Origin of the sequence: Marinobacter sp., from assembly GCF_052091845.1 — a bacterium.
In the GTDB taxonomy this organism is placed as follows: Bacteria; Pseudomonadota; Gammaproteobacteria; order Pseudomonadales; family Oleiphilaceae; genus Marinobacter.
Genome location: NZ_JBQDCO010000001.1, coordinates 59,609 through 76,519 on the forward strand (window position 1 = coordinate 59,609; position 16,911 = coordinate 76,519).

Annotated in this window: 16 protein-coding genes; 11 read left to right on the forward strand and 5 right to left on the reverse strand. The window is 54.9% G+C overall.

The genetic code is table 11. The features are described 5' to 3' along the window. Nucleotides 1–77 precede the first annotated feature (77 nt). The 6 genes from ACTHYN_RS00285 (at nucleotide 78) to ung (ending at nucleotide 8,108) form a co-directional block, all read left to right on the forward strand. The gene (locus ACTHYN_RS00285; protein WP_441810485.1) at nucleotides 78–1,379 is read left to right on the forward strand and encodes a homoserine dehydrogenase; all 1,302 of its coding nucleotides are present in this window, start codon (nucleotides 78–80) and stop codon (nucleotides 1,377–1,379) included. 26 nt (nucleotides 1,380–1,405) lie between these two features. Then, nucleotides 1,406–2,806: a threonine synthase gene (gene thrC / locus ACTHYN_RS00290; protein WP_441810486.1), complete on the forward strand. Its 1,401-nt coding sequence runs from the start codon at nucleotides 1,406–1,408 to the stop codon at nucleotides 2,804–2,806. Nucleotides 2,807–2,812: 6 nt separating this feature from the next. Then, on the forward strand, nucleotides 2,813–4,546 hold the full coding sequence (gene recJ / locus ACTHYN_RS00295; RefSeq protein ID WP_441810487.1) for a single-stranded-DNA-specific exonuclease RecJ: 1,734 nt from the start codon (nucleotides 2,813–2,815) through the stop codon (nucleotides 4,544–4,546). Between the two features lie 152 nt (nucleotides 4,547–4,698). After that, nucleotides 4,699–5,794, forward strand: a protein-coding gene (gene prfB / locus ACTHYN_RS00300; protein ID WP_441810488.1) for a peptide chain release factor 2 whose coding sequence is annotated in 2 segments (ribosomal slippage) — nucleotides 4,699–4,770 and nucleotides 4,772–5,794 — 1,095 coding nt in all. Because the reading frame shifts where the segments join, the coding sequence is not laid out codon by codon here. A gap of 53 nt (nucleotides 5,795–5,847) precedes the next feature. After that, entirely contained in the window at nucleotides 5,848–7,380 is a 1,533-nt protein-coding gene (gene lysS / locus ACTHYN_RS00305; RefSeq protein WP_441810489.1) for a lysine--tRNA ligase, read from the forward strand. 2 nt (nucleotides 7,381–7,382) lie between these two features. Then, nucleotides 7,383–8,108 carry a uracil-DNA glycosylase gene (gene ung / locus ACTHYN_RS00310; RefSeq protein WP_441810490.1) on the forward strand — a complete coding sequence of 242 codons (726 nt, stop codon included), beginning with the start codon at nucleotides 7,383–7,385 and terminating at the stop codon, nucleotides 8,106–8,108. Here ung and ACTHYN_RS00315 read toward each other — a convergent pair. The 5 genes from ACTHYN_RS00315 to nadB all read right to left on the reverse strand — a co-directional run bounded on the left by ACTHYN_RS00315 (nucleotide 8,102) and on the right by nadB (nucleotide 12,440). Further along, nucleotides 8,102–8,935 (reverse strand): HDOD domain-containing protein, encoded by an 834-nt coding sequence (locus tag ACTHYN_RS00315; RefSeq protein WP_441810491.1) that lies wholly within the window; start codon nucleotides 8,933–8,935, stop codon nucleotides 8,102–8,104. The genes ung and ACTHYN_RS00315 overlap by 7 nt on opposite strands. A gap of 115 nt (nucleotides 8,936–9,050) precedes the next feature. Then, nucleotides 9,051–10,061, reverse strand: a complete 1,011-nt coding sequence (gene ygfZ, locus ACTHYN_RS00320; RefSeq protein ID WP_441810492.1) for a CAF17-like 4Fe-4S cluster assembly/insertion protein YgfZ — start codon at nucleotides 10,059–10,061, stop codon at nucleotides 9,051–9,053. Nucleotides 10,062–10,094: 33 nt separating this feature from the next. Then, a complete protein-coding gene (locus ACTHYN_RS00325) occupies nucleotides 10,095–10,544 on the reverse strand; it encodes a hypothetical protein (RefSeq protein ID WP_441810493.1) in 450 nt (149 codons plus the stop codon). Continuing rightward, nucleotides 10,528–10,800 (reverse strand): FAD assembly factor SdhE, encoded by a 273-nt coding sequence (locus tag ACTHYN_RS00330; RefSeq protein WP_441810494.1) that lies wholly within the window; start codon nucleotides 10,798–10,800, stop codon nucleotides 10,528–10,530. The genes ACTHYN_RS00325 and ACTHYN_RS00330 overlap by 17 nt, the downstream gene beginning before the upstream one ends. 35 nt (nucleotides 10,801–10,835) lie before the next feature. Beyond that, on the reverse strand, nucleotides 10,836–12,440 hold the full coding sequence (nadB, locus tag ACTHYN_RS00335; RefSeq protein WP_441810495.1) for an L-aspartate oxidase: 1,605 nt from the start codon (nucleotides 12,438–12,440) through the stop codon (nucleotides 10,836–10,838). 202 nt (nucleotides 12,441–12,642) lie between these two features. Between nadB and rpoE the strand changes: the two genes are divergently transcribed. The 5 genes from rpoE (at nucleotide 12,643) to ACTHYN_RS00360 (ending at nucleotide 16,847) form a co-directional block, all read left to right on the forward strand. Next, a complete protein-coding gene (gene rpoE, locus ACTHYN_RS00340) occupies nucleotides 12,643–13,257 on the forward strand; it encodes an RNA polymerase sigma factor RpoE (protein WP_441810582.1) in 615 nt (204 codons plus the stop codon). Nucleotides 13,258–13,275: 18 nt separating this feature from the next. After that, a complete protein-coding gene (locus ACTHYN_RS00345) occupies nucleotides 13,276–13,842 on the forward strand; it encodes a sigma-E factor negative regulatory protein (protein WP_441810496.1) in 567 nt (188 codons plus the stop codon). A 21-nt stretch (nucleotides 13,843–13,863) separates the two neighbouring features. After that, the gene (locus tag ACTHYN_RS00350; RefSeq protein WP_441810497.1) at nucleotides 13,864–14,892 is read left to right on the forward strand and encodes a MucB/RseB C-terminal domain-containing protein; all 1,029 of its coding nucleotides are present in this window, start codon (nucleotides 13,864–13,866) and stop codon (nucleotides 14,890–14,892) included. After that, nucleotides 14,892–15,359, forward strand: coding sequence for a SoxR reducing system RseC family protein (locus tag ACTHYN_RS00355; RefSeq protein ID WP_441810498.1), 468 nt, complete (start codon nucleotides 14,892–14,894; stop codon nucleotides 15,357–15,359). The genes ACTHYN_RS00350 and ACTHYN_RS00355 overlap by 1 nt, the downstream gene beginning before the upstream one ends. Before the next feature lie 108 nt (nucleotides 15,360–15,467). Beyond that, on the forward strand, nucleotides 15,468–16,847 hold the full coding sequence (locus tag ACTHYN_RS00360; RefSeq protein ID WP_441810583.1) for a DegQ family serine endoprotease: 1,380 nt from the start codon (nucleotides 15,468–15,470) through the stop codon (nucleotides 16,845–16,847). Nucleotides 16,848–16,911 lie beyond the last annotated feature (64 nt).

The following is a 16,911-nucleotide window of genomic DNA, read 5'->3' on the forward strand; positions in this document are numbered from 1 at the left end:
GGCCTTTCAGTGTCGCAACATCGCAATGCTGCAAAACTACAATTCATCAGCACCCCATCGGGATCAGAGGTGAGAGCTTGAAAGACGTCAGTGTCGGAATCTGCGGACTGGGAACCGTTGGCGGCGGTACATTCAATGTTATGACGCGCAATGCGGCGCTTATTGCGGGCCGTGCAGGTTGTAATATTCGTATTACCCGGGTGGCCAGCCGTCGTAATCGTGATGATATGGATCTTGGAGACGTAACCTTCAGTACCGAGATTTTCGATGTGGTGAATGATCCGGCTGTCGATGTGGTTGTTGAGTTAATCGGCGGTTACGACACCGCGCGGGAGCTTGTGCTGGCCGCTATCAAGAATGGCAAGCACGTAGTGACGGCCAACAAGGCGTTGATTGCCGTTCATGGTAACGAGATTTTTGAAGCGGCTGAAAAGGCCGGGGTTGTGGTTGCCTATGAAGCAGGCGTAGCTGGCGGCATTCCCGTTATGAAGGCCATTCGTGAAGGCATGGCGGCGAATCGCATCGACTGGATTGCCGGTATTATTAACGGTACAGGAAACTACATTCTTACCGAAATGCGTGCAGGCCGTGCCTTTGCTGAAGTACTGAAAGAAGCCCAGGATCTTGGCTATGCAGAGGCCGACCCAACATTTGACGTGGAGGGTGTTGATGCGGCCCATAAACTGACCATCCTGGCTTCCGCCGGTTTTGGTGTTCCCTTGCAGTTTGAAAAAGCGTTCACTGAGGGGATCTCAACGCTTACGCCTTATGACATCGCGCAGGCTGAGTTGCTCGGCTATCGGGTGAAGCACCTTGGTATTGCCCGACGCAGGGATGAAGGTATTGAACTGCGGGTACATCCAACTCTGGTTCCTCGCAGCCACCTGATCGCTCAGGTTGATGGCGTACTTAACGCGGTGCTTATGGAAGGTGACGCGGTAGGTCAAACCATGTATTACGGCCCGGGCGCCGGCGATGAAGCAACGGCATCGGCAGTAATTGCTGATATTGTGGATGTGGCCCGGATTGTGGCAAGTGAAGGCGCACTGCGAGTGCCTTATCTCGGGTTTGCGCCAGAGGCTATGGAAGACCTGGGCGTTCTCTCCATGGAAGAGATTCAGTCTGCGTACTACCTGCGCATCACCGCACTGGATCGCCCGGGCGTGTTGGCAAAGATCGCTTCGATTATAAGTGAGCACGGCATTAACATTGAGTCGATCATGCAGAAGGAGTCCGAGCTGAAGGATGGTCGTATTCCGGTGATCATCCTGACTCACACAGTGCAGGAACGGCAGATCAACCGGGCTATCGAAGAGCTGGAATCCCTTTCGGATATCGATGGCAAGGTTATTCGCATTCGCGCCGAGAATTTTAACTGAGAAAACCACAACCGACAGGTACGCACGTGAGATATATCAGTACTCGGGGACAAGCCCCCGCGCTGGGTTTTGAAGATGTTTTGCTCACAGGGCTGGCCCCTGATGGTGGCCTTTATGTCCCGGAATCGCTTCCGCATTTCAGCTTGGAGCAGATTCGAAGCTGGCGTGGCCTTCCGTACACCGAGCTGGCCCTCAATATCATGTATCCCTTTGTGGAAGAGGCCATTCCCGAGGCTGATTTCCGACAGATGCTGGATGACACCTACAGTGTGTTCGCTCACAAAGCCGTGGCGCCAATGGTGCAGCTTGACACCAATGAATGGGTGATGGAGCTGTTCCGTGGGCCCACTCTGGCGTTCAAGGATTTTGCGCTGCAGTTGTTAGGGCGTTTGTTGGATTATGTGCTTGAAAAGCGCCAGGAGCACGCTGTTATTATGGGTGCCACCTCCGGCGATACGGGGTCTGCCGCTATTGAAGGCTGCCGTCGTTGTGAGCATGTGGATATTTTCATTCTGCATCCCCACGAGCGTGTCTCTGAAGTGCAGCGCCGCCAGATGACCACGGTTAAGGGTGACAATATCCACAACCTGGCGATTCGTGGCAATTTTGATGACTGCCAGCGCATGGTTAAAGAGAGCTTTGGTGACCAGTCCTTTTTGGGTGGAAAAACCAAGCTGGCAGCAGTGAATTCGATCAACTGGGCCCGCATCATGGCTCAGATCGTTTATTACTTTCATGCGTCCCTGGCCCTTGGTGGCCCGGATCGCAGTATGGCCTTTTCTGTGCCCACTGGTAATTTCGGGGATATTTTTGCCGGCTACCTGGCGAAGAAAATGGGCCTGCCAATTTCACAACTGGTTATTGCGACGAATAAAAACGACATTCTTCACCGTTTTATGAGTGGCAACCAATATGAGCAGCACACCCTGGAGCACACGCTCTCACCGAGTATGGATATTATGGTATCCAGTAATTTTGAGCGCTTGTTGTTCGACCTTCATGGCCGTGATGGACTGGCGGTTAAACAGCTGCTGGAAAATGCAGCCAAAGGCCCCGTAAGCATCGCAGATTATCGCTGGAAACAGGCGCGCAAGCTGTTCGACAGTGCCGCGGTTGATGACAAAACCACCTGTGACACCATTCGGGGCGTCTATGAGCAGAACGAATATCTGCTGGACCCGCACACGGCTATCGGCGTGCATGCTGCCCGTGCCTGTCGCCGGGATGACCAGGTGCCGATGATTACTGTTGGAACGGCTCACCCGGCCAAATTCCCGGATGCCATCAGCGAATCCGGGCTGGCAGTAAAGCCAGAGCTTCCGGCTCACATGGCAGGTCTGTTCGAGCGTGAAGAACATTACACCGTGCTTGAAAACGACTGTGCGGGCGTTCAGGCCTTCATCGCAAAGCATTGGAAGAATACCTGACCCGGTATGACACCCAAAAAAATCCTACGCCGCCCCCAACCAGGAAACACTTCGGCCTGGGGGCAAAACCTGCCTCCCTTGCTTCATCGCCTATACGCCGCCCGCGGTGTTACCTCTGATGAACAGCTGAGCTATACCCTGAGACATCTCGCGTCGCCTTTTGAATTGCGCGGTATTGATCGTGCCGTTGAGTTGCTCACAGAAGCTATTGCACAAAATCAGAAGGTGCTTGTGCTCGGGGATTTTGATGCCGATGGAGCCACCAGTACTGCAGTTGCCATGCTCGGGCTTGGCATGCTGGGTTTGCAACGTATCGACTTTCGAGTACCGAGCCGCTTTGCGGATGGCTATGGCCTGACCCCCGGCATCATCGAGCGACTTCAGCATGAAGGGGAGTTGCCGGATCTGTTGGTGACGGTGGATAACGGAATCTCTGCTGTTGGGGGCGTGAAAGCAGCCCGTGATCTGGGCGTTAAGGTTGTGATCACTGACCACCATCTGGCGGGAGAAACGCTGCCAGATGCCGAGGCCATCGTGAACCCTAATCAGCCAGGCTGTGCTTTTCTCAGTAAAAATGCCGCAGGCGTGGGCGTAATGTTCTACGTGCTCACAGCGCTGCGCAAGAAACTCCGGGAGGCAGGTCGGTTACCACGGCCGGAGCCGAACCTGGGCAGCCTGCTGGATTTGGTAGCACTGGGTACCGTGGCCGACGTTGTGCCGCTGGATCACAACAATCGTATTTTCGTTGAGCAGGGTCTGCGCCGCATACGTATGGGCGCGGCACGTCCCGGAATTCTGGCGCTGTTGGAAGTAGCCGGCCGGGAATACACCAATATCAGCTCCACCGACCTTGGTTTCGTGGTTGGCCCAAGGCTTAACGCAGCGGGCAGGCTGGATGATATGAGCGTGGGTATCGCCTGTCTGTTGGCAGATAGCCCGGACGAAGCAAGGCGACTTGCTCGTGAACTGGACACCTTCAACCGCGAACGGCGCACCATTGAAAAAGATATGAAGGCCCAGGCGCAGGACCTGCTCGCGTCCATGTCGCTGGATCTTGAAGGCTTGCCATGGGGCCTGGCCCTGCTCGACCAGGATTGGCACCAGGGCGTTATCGGCATTCTCGCCGCCCGCATTCGCGAACAGACAAACCGGCCTACCATTGCCTTTGCCCCCGATGACAACGGCGTCGACGTAAAAGGCTCCGCCCGCTCTATCCCCGGGCTACATATTCGTGACGTGCTGGCGGTAGTTGATGCACGCCACCCAGGTGTGATGAAAAAATTCGGCGGTCACGCCATGGCTGCGGGCATGTCTCTGGCTCATAGTGATTTTGATACCTTCACTGACGCCTTTGATCGCGCGGTGAGGGATACGTTGACTGCCGCCGATCTTGAAGCTGCGATCACCACCGACGGGCCTTTGAATTCCACCGAATTGTCGCTGGAAACGGCGGCTTTGTTGAAGCGGGCAGGGCCTTGGGGGCAGCATTTTCCTGAGCCTTTGTTTGATGGCGAGTTTCGGGTGGTCAGTCAGCGTATTGTGGGCGAAAATCATTTGAAGCTGGTTTTACAGCCGGTTGATGGCAGCGAAATCATTGACGGCATTGCGTTTAATACTGGGCCAGAGGTTCCGGATTACACGCGCACCGGGGCTCGGGTGGTTTATAAGCCGGATGCCAATACCTTTCGTGGGCGGACGAATTTGCAGCTTTTGGTGGATTATCTGGAGCCGCTTTCTTAGTTGGCCCGTCTGTTGCGGGCGTACTCCCATGGCTGGCCCATGCTGATCAGCGCCTCCACGAAGCCAGAGAGCGACGGCTGATTTGCAGTCAAAAATCCGGTAGAATCCCGCCACAGATTTACTCACCATTTCTCAACGCGAGTAAGGTTTTCATGGAAATTAATCCCATTGTTACGAAGATTAAAGAGCTTCGTGAGCGTACTGAAGCGCTCAGGGGGTACCTTTGACTATGATCAGCGAAGTGAGCGGCTGGTAGAAGTAGAACGCGAAATGGAAATGCCCACCGTGTGGGACGATCCCGAGCGCGCGCAAGCGCTGGGTAAAGAACGCTCCGATCTGGATTTGATAGTAAGCACCATCGACAACCTTACAACTGGCCTGTCTGATGCAGAAGGCCTGTTGGAAATGGCAGTTGAGGAAGACGATCCAGACACAGCCACCGAGATCGAATCGGATCTTGGGGCGCTGGATGCCGAACTTGAGAAGCTTGAGTTTCGCCGTATGTTTTCTGGTGAAATGGATGCGAATAACGCCTACCTGGAAATTCAGGCCGGCTCAGGCGGTACTGAAGCTCAGGATTGGGCGAATATGCTGCTGCGAATGTATCTACGCTGGGCGGAAAACCGTGGTTTTAAAACAGAAATCGTGGAACTGCAAGAAGGTGATGTGGCCGGTGTGAAGAGTGCCACTGTTCATATTCAGGGTGAGTATGCGTTCGGTTGGTCGCGTACAGAAACCGGTGTTCACCGTCTGGTTCGCAAATCGCCTTTTGATTCCGGTAATCGTCGTCACACGTCTTTTTCTTCCGTAGTTGTCACGCCGGAAGTAGACGACAGTTTCGAGATTGACATTAACCCGGCAGATTTGCGCGTAGATGTTTATCGTGCCTCGGGTGCCGGTGGTCAGCACGTTAACCGTACAGAATCTGCGGTGCGTTTGACCCACAATCCAACGGGTATTGTTGTTGCCTGCCAGGCAGGTCGAAGCCAGCACCAAAACAAAGATCAGGCCATGAAGCAGCTTAAGGCCAAGCTGTATGAGCATGAGATGCAGGCGCGCAACGCAGAGAAACAAAAAGCAGAAGACGCTAAATCCGATATCGGGTGGGGTAGCCAGATTCGTTCCTACGTACTGGACGATGGCCGTATCAAGGATTTGCGTACCAAAGTTGAAACCAGCAGCACACAATCGGTGCTGGATGGTGATATCGACAAGTTTATTGAAGCCAGCCTGAAAATGGCGCTGTAAGCCGCGCCATTCCCAAGCCAACCCGGACACCCCGATTTTTCTAGTGAGCCAACATGACTGAATACACCAAGAATGCACCGCCAGAGGACAACAAGCTGATCGCCGAGCGCCGCGCCAAGTTGGCCGAACTGCGTGAGAGCGGCAATCCTTTCCCTAACGACTTCCGTCGCGATGCCACCGCCGCCGAATTGCAGGCTAAATACGGTGACTATAGCAAGGAAGAGCTTGAGTCTATGGACATTAAGGCTGCCGTTGCAGGCCGCATGATGCTAGACCGCAAGGCATTCAAAGTGGTTCAGGACATGACGGGCCGCATTCAGATTTATGCCACCAAAGATGTGCAGAAAGACACCAAACACTGGGATTTGGGAGACATTGTGGGTGTGCGGGGCACCCTGTGCAAGTCCGGCAAAGGCGACCTTTATGTGACTATGGATGAGTATGTACTGCTCACCAAGTCGCTTCGCCCGTTGCCTGAAAAGCATAAAGGCCTGACCGATACTGAAGCCCGTTACCGTCAGCGGTATGTGGATTTGATGGTGAATGAAGACAGCCGGCGCGTGTTCCATGCCCGCTCAAAGATCATTACCACCATGCGCCAGTTCTTTGCAGACCGGGAGTTTATTGAGGTGGAAACCCCGATGCTGCAAGTCATTCCCGGTGGTGCTACTGCCCGGCCATTTATAACCCATCACAACGCACTGGGTATGGATATGTACCTGCGTATTGCGCCGGAGCTTTACCTGAAGCGGTTGGTTGTGGGTGGCTTTGAGCGGGTCTTCGAGATTAACCGTAACTTCCGGAACGAGGGGCTTTCTACCCGCCATAACCCGGAATTTACCATGGTGGAATTCTATCAGGCCTATGCCGATTACAACGACCTGATGGATCTTACCGAGGATATGCTGCGCACTATTGCAGCGAATGTTCTGGGAAGCACCACAGTCGTGAACACACGCACACTGTCTGACGGCACAGAAGAAAGTGTCGAGTACGACTTTGGTAAAGCCTTTGAGCGTCTCACGGTTGTGGAGGCTATTCTGCGCCACGCTCCCGATGTGAAAGCTGAACAGTTAGCCAACGACGCATCGGCACGGCAGGTTGCAAAAGATCTGGGTATTCAGCTGAAAGCCGGCTGGGGACTGGGCAGAGTTCAAATCGAGATTTTTGAGGCGACAGCGGAGCATCGTTTGATGCAGCCAACCTTCATTACCGAGTATCCAAAAGAAGTGTCGCCGCTGGCCCGTTGCAAGGACAGTAATCCATTTGTCACCGAGCGCTTTGAATTCTTTGTGGGTGGCCGTGAGATTGCCAATGGGTTCTCAGAGCTTAACGATGCCGAAGACCAGGCAGAACGGTTCCAGGCGCAGGTAGCCGAGAAAGATGCCGGCGACGATGAAGCCATGTTTTATGATGAAGACTATGTAACAGCGCTGGAGTATGGCTTGCCACCCACGGCAGGCGAGGGCATTGGTATCGATCGCCTGGCCATGCTGCTGACTGATTCGCCATCCATCCGTGACGTCATCCTGTTCCCCGCCATGCGCCCCGAGCACAAGGTTGAGAACGCCGAAGGTAAGGCGTAACCATGACCCCGGCAGAGGTACTGGAAAGTTATCTCGAGCCTGGCCGGGGCTGGAAAGAACATCTCTGTGGCGAATTCCGTCAGCCCTACATGCAGGAGCTGGCGGAATTCCTGGCTGCTGAAGAAAGTGCCGGGAAGATTCTTTTTCCGGCCAGTTCCTGCTGTTTTAATGCCCTCAACAGCACCCCTCTGGATCAGGTGCGAGTTGTGATTCTCGGGCAAGACCCGTACCACGGGCCCAATCAGGCCCACGGCCTGAGCTTTTCAGTGACCCCTGAGGTGCCTACGCCACCGTCGCTCGTTAATATGTATAAGGAAATCCGGAGCGATTTGGGCATTACGCCGCCGGATCATGGTTGTTTACAGCCATGGGCGCAGCAGGGCGTGCTGTTGCTGAACAGCGTGCTTACGGTGGTTCAGGGGCAGGCAGGAGCCCATCAAGGCAAGGGCTGGGAAATGTTTACGGATCGGGTGGTTGAAACCGTGAACCGGGAGCGCAAGGGTGTGGTGTTTCTGCTTTGGGGAAATCACGCCAAAAAGAAAGGGCGTCATATAGACCGCAACCGGCACCTGGTGCTGGAGGGGCCGCACCCGTCACCGCTCAGTGCGTATCGCGGCTTCTTTGGGTGCAGGCACTTCTCTCAGGCCAACGAGTGGCTCCGGGAGCAAGGGCAGCAGCCGGTAAACTGGCAACTACCCTGCAAAGCAGATCTGCAAGCCAGTTACTGAAGCAGCGCCATTGCCGCTTCCATCTGGGCGTTCAGATCTTCCTCCTCGTTCATATTCGCATTCGGATCAATGCCGAGGCGGTCGAACGCTGAAATATCAGACCAGTTCATCTCAGTCCAGCGGTGCTCAGAGCCGGCAACCAGTTGAAGGTGGGCGATCATCACCAGGTCTGCATAATCAGCCCTCGGTACTTCTCTGTGGAAGTTCGCGAATTCCAGTGGAACTGTCTGCAAGTCTTTCGGGAAGTCCCACTTTTTGAGAATGGCGGCGCCAATTCTTGGGTGCAGTTCCTCAATAACGTTATCCAGCATAATGCCGCTGATCTGCACCTCTTCGTCTTCTACGTAGCGAAGGATGGGCAATACGCCGATCAAGTGTACCAGGCCCGCCAATGTGGCCTGATCCGGTTTCAGTTTGGTGTAATGTTGTGCCAATACGTGGCAAATACCAGCCACCTCCGTGCTGGTCTGCCAGGTTTCGCGCAGGCGCTTGTCGATCATGTCTGAGGTTGCCTGAAACATTTGCTGCATGGCCAGGCCCATGGCCAAACTGCTGGTGTAGGCCATGCCGAGCCGGCTTACGGCCATGTTCAGGTTCTCTATCGCGCGGCTCCCCCGAAAAAGCGGGCTGTTGCAAACGCGGATGATGCGCGCAGACAGTGCGGTGTCGTTGCTGATTACCTTAACCAGGTCACCAATGGCGGAGTCTTCTGACTCGGCAATTTCGCGCACCTGAAGCGCTGCTTCAGGCAGTGTAGGGAGCACCAGCTTGTCGTTTTCAATGGCGGCTGTAAGGTCCGCTTTAATGGTTTCAGCGATATTCGACATGATTTGGTAAGGATCCGCTTGTCAGTTCAGGGGCGGTTGCGGTTTAGGGCAGCCCCCTGAAAATCAGAATGATGAACGCTATTTATAACAAATTTTGACCAGCTTGCCTGTCAACTTATGTATCTTCAGGTGCGCTGCTTTCCCGTTCGGGCACGCTGTATGGCAGAGGTTTTAGCTGCAAGGCCACCTCTGGCAGGCCATCCACGCTTAATTCTCCCTCGGCGGCATTATGCCTGATGACTGCCAGCAGTTCGCAGGAGCCGTCGCGGAAGCCGACTGCGTTAACCACGTCTCCTACTGAGCGCTCGCCCGCCATAACGGAGGCTCCGGGTGTGGGCAGAGTGGCAGCTTTAGCTATGTGGAAGCGGAACAGGCTTTTTTTGAGCTGCCCGAGAAAGTGCATCCGTGCGATCACTTCCTGGCCGGTGTAGCAGCCTTTTTTGAAATGCACACCTCCCAGGTGTTGCCAGTTAAGCATTTGCGGCACGTAGGATTCACTAATCGTGGTGTTTAGTGTGGGTACGCCCGCCGCAATTTCCGATGCCTGCCAGTCAGCCAGGGATTTCTCCGGGACATCGTTTGGTTCCAGGTCGCTTGCCCCGGGTTGCCACAACTCAAAGCGCGGCAGCCCTTCGCCGGTATTTTCGGTCCGGATCAGGAATCCTGAACCCAGTGCCAGAGTGTCTCCGGGGGAAGCCAGGCTGCTCAGGTCGTTACCCTCAAGACGAAGCGCAGCTTCATTGCCCAGCAGCCCCGTAATGTGACCCTCGGTTTGCGCCGTCATCGATGTGCCACGAAAGAGCATCATGTATTTGCGTAGATGAGTCATGATCGACTCTGCCATCTCAGACGGCAGATCCATCAGTATGTCGTCGCCATCTCTGACCAGTCGGGTCAAACAGTACGCTCGGCCCTTGGGTGTAGCGCCCGCTGCGCGGGGTGAAGTGCCGGGTTTGACATCGTCAAGATTTTGACTTAACTGGCCCTGAAGAAATTTATCGGTGCCCGGGCCTGAAATTCGAACCAGCACTCGATTGGTTAACAGAATGCGACCCGAAGCCGGTGGTGGATGCTCGGCTGATGCGTAAACAGGCGTGGCTGAAACAGGTGTTTCTGTACCAGTCATGGAAATACTCCGGGCAAAATACTATGCAAATGATTACTGAGCGCGGCCCAGTCGGAACCACATTCTCAGGCGACGAAACGAATCCTCTGATACGTTACCGGTAACCCGCGTGTCAGAGAGTAACACAACCGGGTATGAGGTAAATCTGGAGGCGACTGGTTGCAGTTTCAAGAGTACAAGCTTTGAGCTGAGACGGCTTGAGGCGCTGGCGTTCACCGCCAGGACCTGCCCGTTACCCAAACGTGCGTAAAGGGTGTTCTGGTTCAGCTGCAGGCCCAGAACGGCTGACGGCCCAGACAGTAACCCGTTTAACCGATATTGGAATACAGCGCCTGCTAAGGTAAGTGGCGTTAGCGCATACATCCAGTGTTTGCCAGAGGCGCCGGCAATCAGTAGGAATATACTGGCGATTAGCCAGGGCGCTGCGGCCAGGTAACCCGCCGCAACACAGCGCGATAGCGTTAGTTCAGTCTGGCTGGACACGGGCAAGGATGATGTCGACGATGCGTTGAAGGTCCGTATCGTCTGGGCGGCTGCGCTGCATGAACCACTCGAACATGTCTGTATCTTCGCAGGCCAGGAGTTTTTTGTAGCGAGCCTGATCTTCTGTATCCAGAGCCCGGTAGGCTTCTTCCAGGAAGGGGATCAGTAACACATCCAACTCCAGCATACCCCGGCGGCTATGCCACCAGAGACGGTTGAATTCGGAGTTGTCCGCATGGGCTTTTGGGTCTTGCATAGTGATTCTCTTGGTTGTTCTCTTGGCAGCTGTCTTTATGGAGATGGCGTTCTGTACGTGGTTGGCATTAATAAGGTATCACGGGCCTCGTGCTGTAGTCCCGGGTAATCCAGCGTGTAATGCAAACCACGACTTTCCTTGCGTTGCAGTGCTGAGCAGATAATCAGGTCAGAGACGGTGACCAGGTTTCTCAACTCCAGCAGGTCGTTGGTAACCCGGTAGTTGTTGTAAAATTCGCCGATTTCTCCTGACAGCAGATCTACTCGGTGTTTTGCTCGCTGCAGACGTTTGGTTGTGCGCACAATACCCACGTAATCCCACATAAAATGTCGCAATTCGTCCCAGTTGTGGGAAATTACCACGTCTTCATCGGAATCCCGTACCTGGCTTTCATCCCATGCAGGCGCGTCCGGCGACTGCGGAATGTCAGACTCCCGGCGCGCAATGTCTGCGGCCGCTGCCCGACCGTATACCAGGCATTCAAGTAGCGAGTTGCTAGCCATGCGGTTGGCGCCGTGCAGCCCGGTGAAACCGGCTTCACCTACCACGTAAAGCTGATTGATGTCGGTTCGCGCCCGTTCGTCGCTGACAATGCCGCCACAGGTGTAGTGTGCCGCGGGTACCACGGGAATGGGCTCGCGGGTGATGTCGATGCCAAGCTCGAAACACTTTTCATGGATGGTTGGAAAATGATGCAGGATAAAGTCTGCCGGTTTATGGCTTATGTCCAGCAATAGGTGGTCCGCGCCCAACCGTTTCATCTCATGGTCGATAGCGCGAGCGACGATGTCTCTTGGTGCCAGCTCTCCACGTTTATCGAACCGATCCATGAAGCGCGAGCCGTCGGGCAGTTTGAGCAGGCCGCCTTCACCTCGCACGGCTTCGGTAATCAGGAACGATTTGGCATGAGGGTGATACAGGCAGGTTGGATGGAACTGGTTGAACTCCATATTGGCTACGCGGCAGCCGGCGCGCCATGCCATGGCAATGCCATCTCCGGAGGCACCGTCCGGATTTGTGGTGTAACGATACGCTTTGGAGGCACCACCGGTCGCAATCACGGTGAAGCGCGACCGGAACAATTCCACATGGTTGTCTTCAAGATTCAATATATAGGCGCCAACGCAGCGGTTGCCCGGTAGTGCCAGCTTGCGATGGGTGATTAGATCGACAGCGACACGGCCAGACCTGAGCTCAATGTTAGGCCGTGCCTGAGCCTGGGTAGTTAATGTTGTAGATACCGCGTGCCCTGTGGCGTCGGCGGCGTGAATAATGCGCCGGTGGCTGTGGCCGCCTTCGCGGGTCAGGTGAAGTTGGGCGTCTGTGTCCCGGGTAAAATCAACCCCTGTTTCTATGAGCCATTCAATACTCTTTTTACTGTGCTCTACAGTAAATCGCACGGCATCTTCATGGCACAAGCCTCCGCCGGCAACAAGCGTGTCCTGGACATGGTTTTCGGAGGAATCCTTGTCGTCCAGAACAGCAGCTATGCCGCCTTGAGCCCAAAGCGTGGCACCACTGCTGATGTCGGCTTTGCTCACAACGCATACCTTCAGGTGTGGCGGAAGGTTAAGCGCAACGGTCAGGCCGGCAGCGCCGCTGCCGATAATAAGAACATCGTATTCGTAGGATTGTGGCATTAGGTTGTGGTCGCGGGCCATAATGTAGAGGCGTATTGAACTAAACTTTACGCTTGCTGTCTATTTGGCCTGACGGATGATCAGCCTTTCGGGTTGCGTCGTCCATTCTGTAAACGGGCACCGGATAGAGAGTATGAATCATCAAACACTCGCATTGGCCGGCAAACCGGCCACGAAACCGGAGCGTACCGGCGCAGTGCCCATGGCCCCCAATACTGAAAAAAAGGCTGAGCAGTCAGATCGCCAGACCGATCTTCAACTTGTTCGCAAGGTTCATAACGGCGATCGCGCAGCCTTTGATTTGCTGGTTGTTAAATACCAGTCGAGGGTGGCTTCCATTATTAGCCGGTACGTGTATGACAGCCAGGAGGTCCTGGACCTCGCACAAGAAACGTTCGTTAAAGCCTACCGGGCTATTGATCGTTTCCGTGGGGACAGTGCCTTTTATACATGGCTATACCGCATCGCAGTCAATACCTCTAAAAACTACCTTGAATCCCGGAATCGCAGGCCTCAGGGAAGTGTGGATTCTGCTGAAGCCGAAAATTATGATGACGGCCGGCGCTTGCGCGATATTGCCTCCCCCGAGCGATTGCTTCAGCGCGAGCAGCTGCAAAAGGAGCTGAGCAACGCAATAGCCTCCTTACCGGAAGAGCTGCGGTCTGCATTTTTGTTGCGAGAGTACGATGGGCTTAGTTATGAGGATATTGCAGGCATCCTGGAGTGTCCTATAGGAACTGTGCGATCGCGTATTTTCCGGGCTCGAGATGCTGTTGATAAGCACTTGGGCCCCATGCTAAATCATTCTGTGACGTAATTATTGAGGGTGCATCCTATGGATGATCGTCTCCGAGAAACACTGTCTGCCATGATGGACGATGAAGCCGATGAGCTTTCTGTCCGGCGCCTGCTGTCCCGTGAAGATCAGAGTGACGTGCGGGCGCAGTGGCAGCGATGGCAGGGCATTAACGACCTGATGCACAGAGGCCACTCGCCGGCAGATGGTGTGGATATCAGTGCGGCGGTTCGTGAAAGACTGGAGGGCCGTACGCCGGTGTCAGTACCTGGCGTTACTGTTGCTCGTAAAGCGCCGCAGGGGTGGCGTTGGCCAGCATTGGCAATGATTTCTACGGCCTTATTGGTGGGCTTTGGTGCCGGTGCCGGGTGGGAGTCTGGCGAATCTTCACCCGAGGCCCTTGCGTCAGCACCGTCGACAGACACACCTGCTGCCCGTTCAGCCGAGGCCTCGCCGGTCCAGGAGGTTGCCTTGCAAGGGCTTGATAAAGAACAGTGGGAGTACATGAACCGCTATCTTTTAGAGCATGCCCAACACAATAGTGTGGGTGCCGGTCAGGGCTCGGTGGGTTATGCCCGTCTTGTGAGCGCTGGTGGCGGCCACTGATTGAGAGTCATGAAAGTACCCATGAGCCAAAACCGCGACTTCTGTTTCAGTATGCCGAGCCTGCCGATAACCTGGCTCATTGCGCTCGTGCTGGTTCTGGCTGTGCCCATTGACGGGGTAGCAAAGGAGAAAACGGCCGCATATTGGCTTGAGCGGTTGGGGCCTGCTCTGAATATGACCTCTTATCGTGGCGTGTTTGTATACGCGAGGGGCGCCAGCGTACATTCCATGCAAATAGCCCATCGGTTCCATGACGGTATTGTTGAAGAACGCCTTGTTTTGCAGGATGGCGGCAGCGGTGAGATTGTACGCCGAGGCATGGATGTGGTGTGTGTGTTGCCCGAACAAGGCAAAGTGCAGCTGGGGCATATTATCCCCTCCGGGCCGTTTGCGGAGGCGTTTACCCGACAGCTGATTCCGGTAAGCCGGTGGTACCGTGCCGAACGGCAGGCTGACGACCGTATCGCGGGTTATGATGTGGTAACCGTTGCATTGACTGCAAAAGACCCCTATAGGTACAACCATCGCTTGTGGCTTGAAAAAGCCACGGGCCTGTTGGTAAAAAGTCAGGTTCGGGCTTCGAACGGTGAAGTACTGGAGCATTTCCAGTTCACTAACCTTGAGATTACCAATGATATTCCTGATAACGAGTTCAAAATTCGCTCAGAGGGGCGTGAGGTTTCCCGCTCCCTGGACGATGCCGGTTCCCGGGACGAATTTTCAACCGCTGCGCGAATGCATGGCTGGCATTTAGACTGGCGCCCGGAAGGTTTCGAGCCTGCTGCAGCGCCCAGCTCCCGGAAGGGGCAAGCGGTCGCGTTTTCGGATGGGCTGGCGGCATTTTCGGTGTTTGTCGAGCCCACGGGATCAGTGCGCATGCCCACGGGTGCTTCTCGCATCGGGGCAACCACTATCTATATGCGTCAGTTGCAGCGCGGGGGCAGTGTGTTTCGGGTCACGGTTGTGGGTGAACTGCCACCCATGTCGGCTCGCAAAGTAGCCGAATCCGTACGCATTGACGAAGCCTTTGGGCTGGGCGGAGCTGAGTAATGATTACAGAATCGGGAAAGGTGGTTGCGGTGACGGGTGAGCATGCCTGGGTTCAGACTATACGCGCCAGCGCTTGCCAGAGCTGTTCGGCGCGTAGCGGCTGCGGGCAGAGAGTGCTGGCCTCAGCAACAGGTGGCAGGGCTAATCAGGTTCGTGTGTTGAATTCTGCGAATGCCAGTGTGGGTGAAGAAGTGACCCTTGGCATTGATGAAAGCGCTCTCCTTGGTGCTTCGCTACTGGTATATGCGCTTCCACTGCTGCTCATGGTGGCTGCCAGCATGGTAGGGCATCATCTGTATAGTGGTAATGATTTTGCCGCTATGCTGGGTGCGGTTGCAGGCCTTGCATCGGGGTTTGTGTTAAGCCGACAATTACAGCTCCGGGGTGCTGACAGTTACGAGCCGAGACTGCTCCGGGTAAACCGTATCCCGGTCGGGCCGGTTATTCATTCCGACTCTTTAACATGATACACAGAGGAATCTGACATGCTGAGGACTACAACCGCGGTTAGTCAATTTTTTTTGGTCTCATTTGTACAGAAGACTGTTTTAGGGGCCCTGTTCGCAACTATCCTGATGGCCTGGAGCCAGGCTGGCCTGGCGCAGGAATTACCGGATTTTACCGGGTTGGTTGAGGAAAATGCCGACGCTGTAGTTAACATAAGTACGACGAGCAGCGCACCGGCCGCTGGAAGCAAAAAATTCCACGGCTTGCCTTTCGATGAGCGACAGCTTGAGCAGCTGCCGGAATTCTTTCAGGAGTTCTTTCGCGGGCCTCAGTCACCCTATGGTCGTGGGCCGGGTAAACCCCAGCCACGTCGCTCCATGGGGTCGGGGTTTATTGTGTCAGCTGATGGTTATGTGTTGACCAATAATCATGTGGTTGAAGATGCCGATGAGATTATTGTCAGGCTCAATGATCGCCGTGAACTGCCAGCAACATTGGTCGGTACAGACCCTCGCTCAGACATGGCTGTTTTGAAGATCGAGAACGGGGACGATTTACCTGTTGTGAAAACAGGGCGCTCCAAAAACCTCAAGGTAGGTGAGTGGGTGTTTGCCATAGGTTCACCGTTTGGCTTCGATTACACGGTTACAGCTGGCATTATCAGCGCGCTGGGGCGTTCGCTGCCATCCGAAAACTACGTTCCGTTTATCCAGACCGATGTCGCCATTAACCCGGGCAACTCCGGTGGCCCACTGTTCAATCTTAAGGGTGAAGTGATCGGGATTAACTCGCAGATCTACACCCGTTCTGGTGGTTTCATGGGAGTTTCTTTTGCTATCCCCATTGACGATGCCATGAGCGTGTTTCGTCAGATTCGCGACAAAGGCCTGGTGTCTCGCGGCTGGCTGGGTGTGTTGATCCAGGAGGTGAATCGTGATCTCGCGGAGTCCTTTGGTTTGAAGCGCCCAAGGGGAGCGTTGATTGCAGAAGTGATGGCCGGCTCGCCGGCCCTGAAGGGCGGCTTGCAGTCTGGCGATATAGTGCTTGAATACGATGGCGAAGATGTCGAGCGCTCGTCTGATTTGCCGCCTATGGTGGGGCGCACACCTGTGGGTGAAACCGCGCGCCTTACTGTTCTTCGTGGCGGAAAAGAAGTGACACTGGATGTAAAAATTGGCCAGTTGCCGGACGAAAATGGGGCTCAGAGTGCGGCCCCTGCCGAGGGTGATTCGTCCACCGCGCCTCTGGGGCTTGTGGTAGAGCCATTGCCTGCGGACCTGGCTGATTCTGTTGATGTTTCTGGCGGTGTTGTTGTGACAGCCGTAAACAAAGGGCCGGCCTACGATGCAGGCATTCGGGCCCGGGATATAATCACCGAAATAAACCGGGAACCTGTCTCATCCGTTGATGACTTTCAAAAAGCGATCAAAGCGCTGCCAGAAGGGCGTGCTGTATCTGTTCGTATAGTGCGCCAGGGCAGAGCCATGTACCTGGTATTGAAACCCTGATAGCGTTAGCCTGACTGGTCGTTGTGCTATCGCTGGAAAGCCTCCATGCCTGATGTTACAAGCG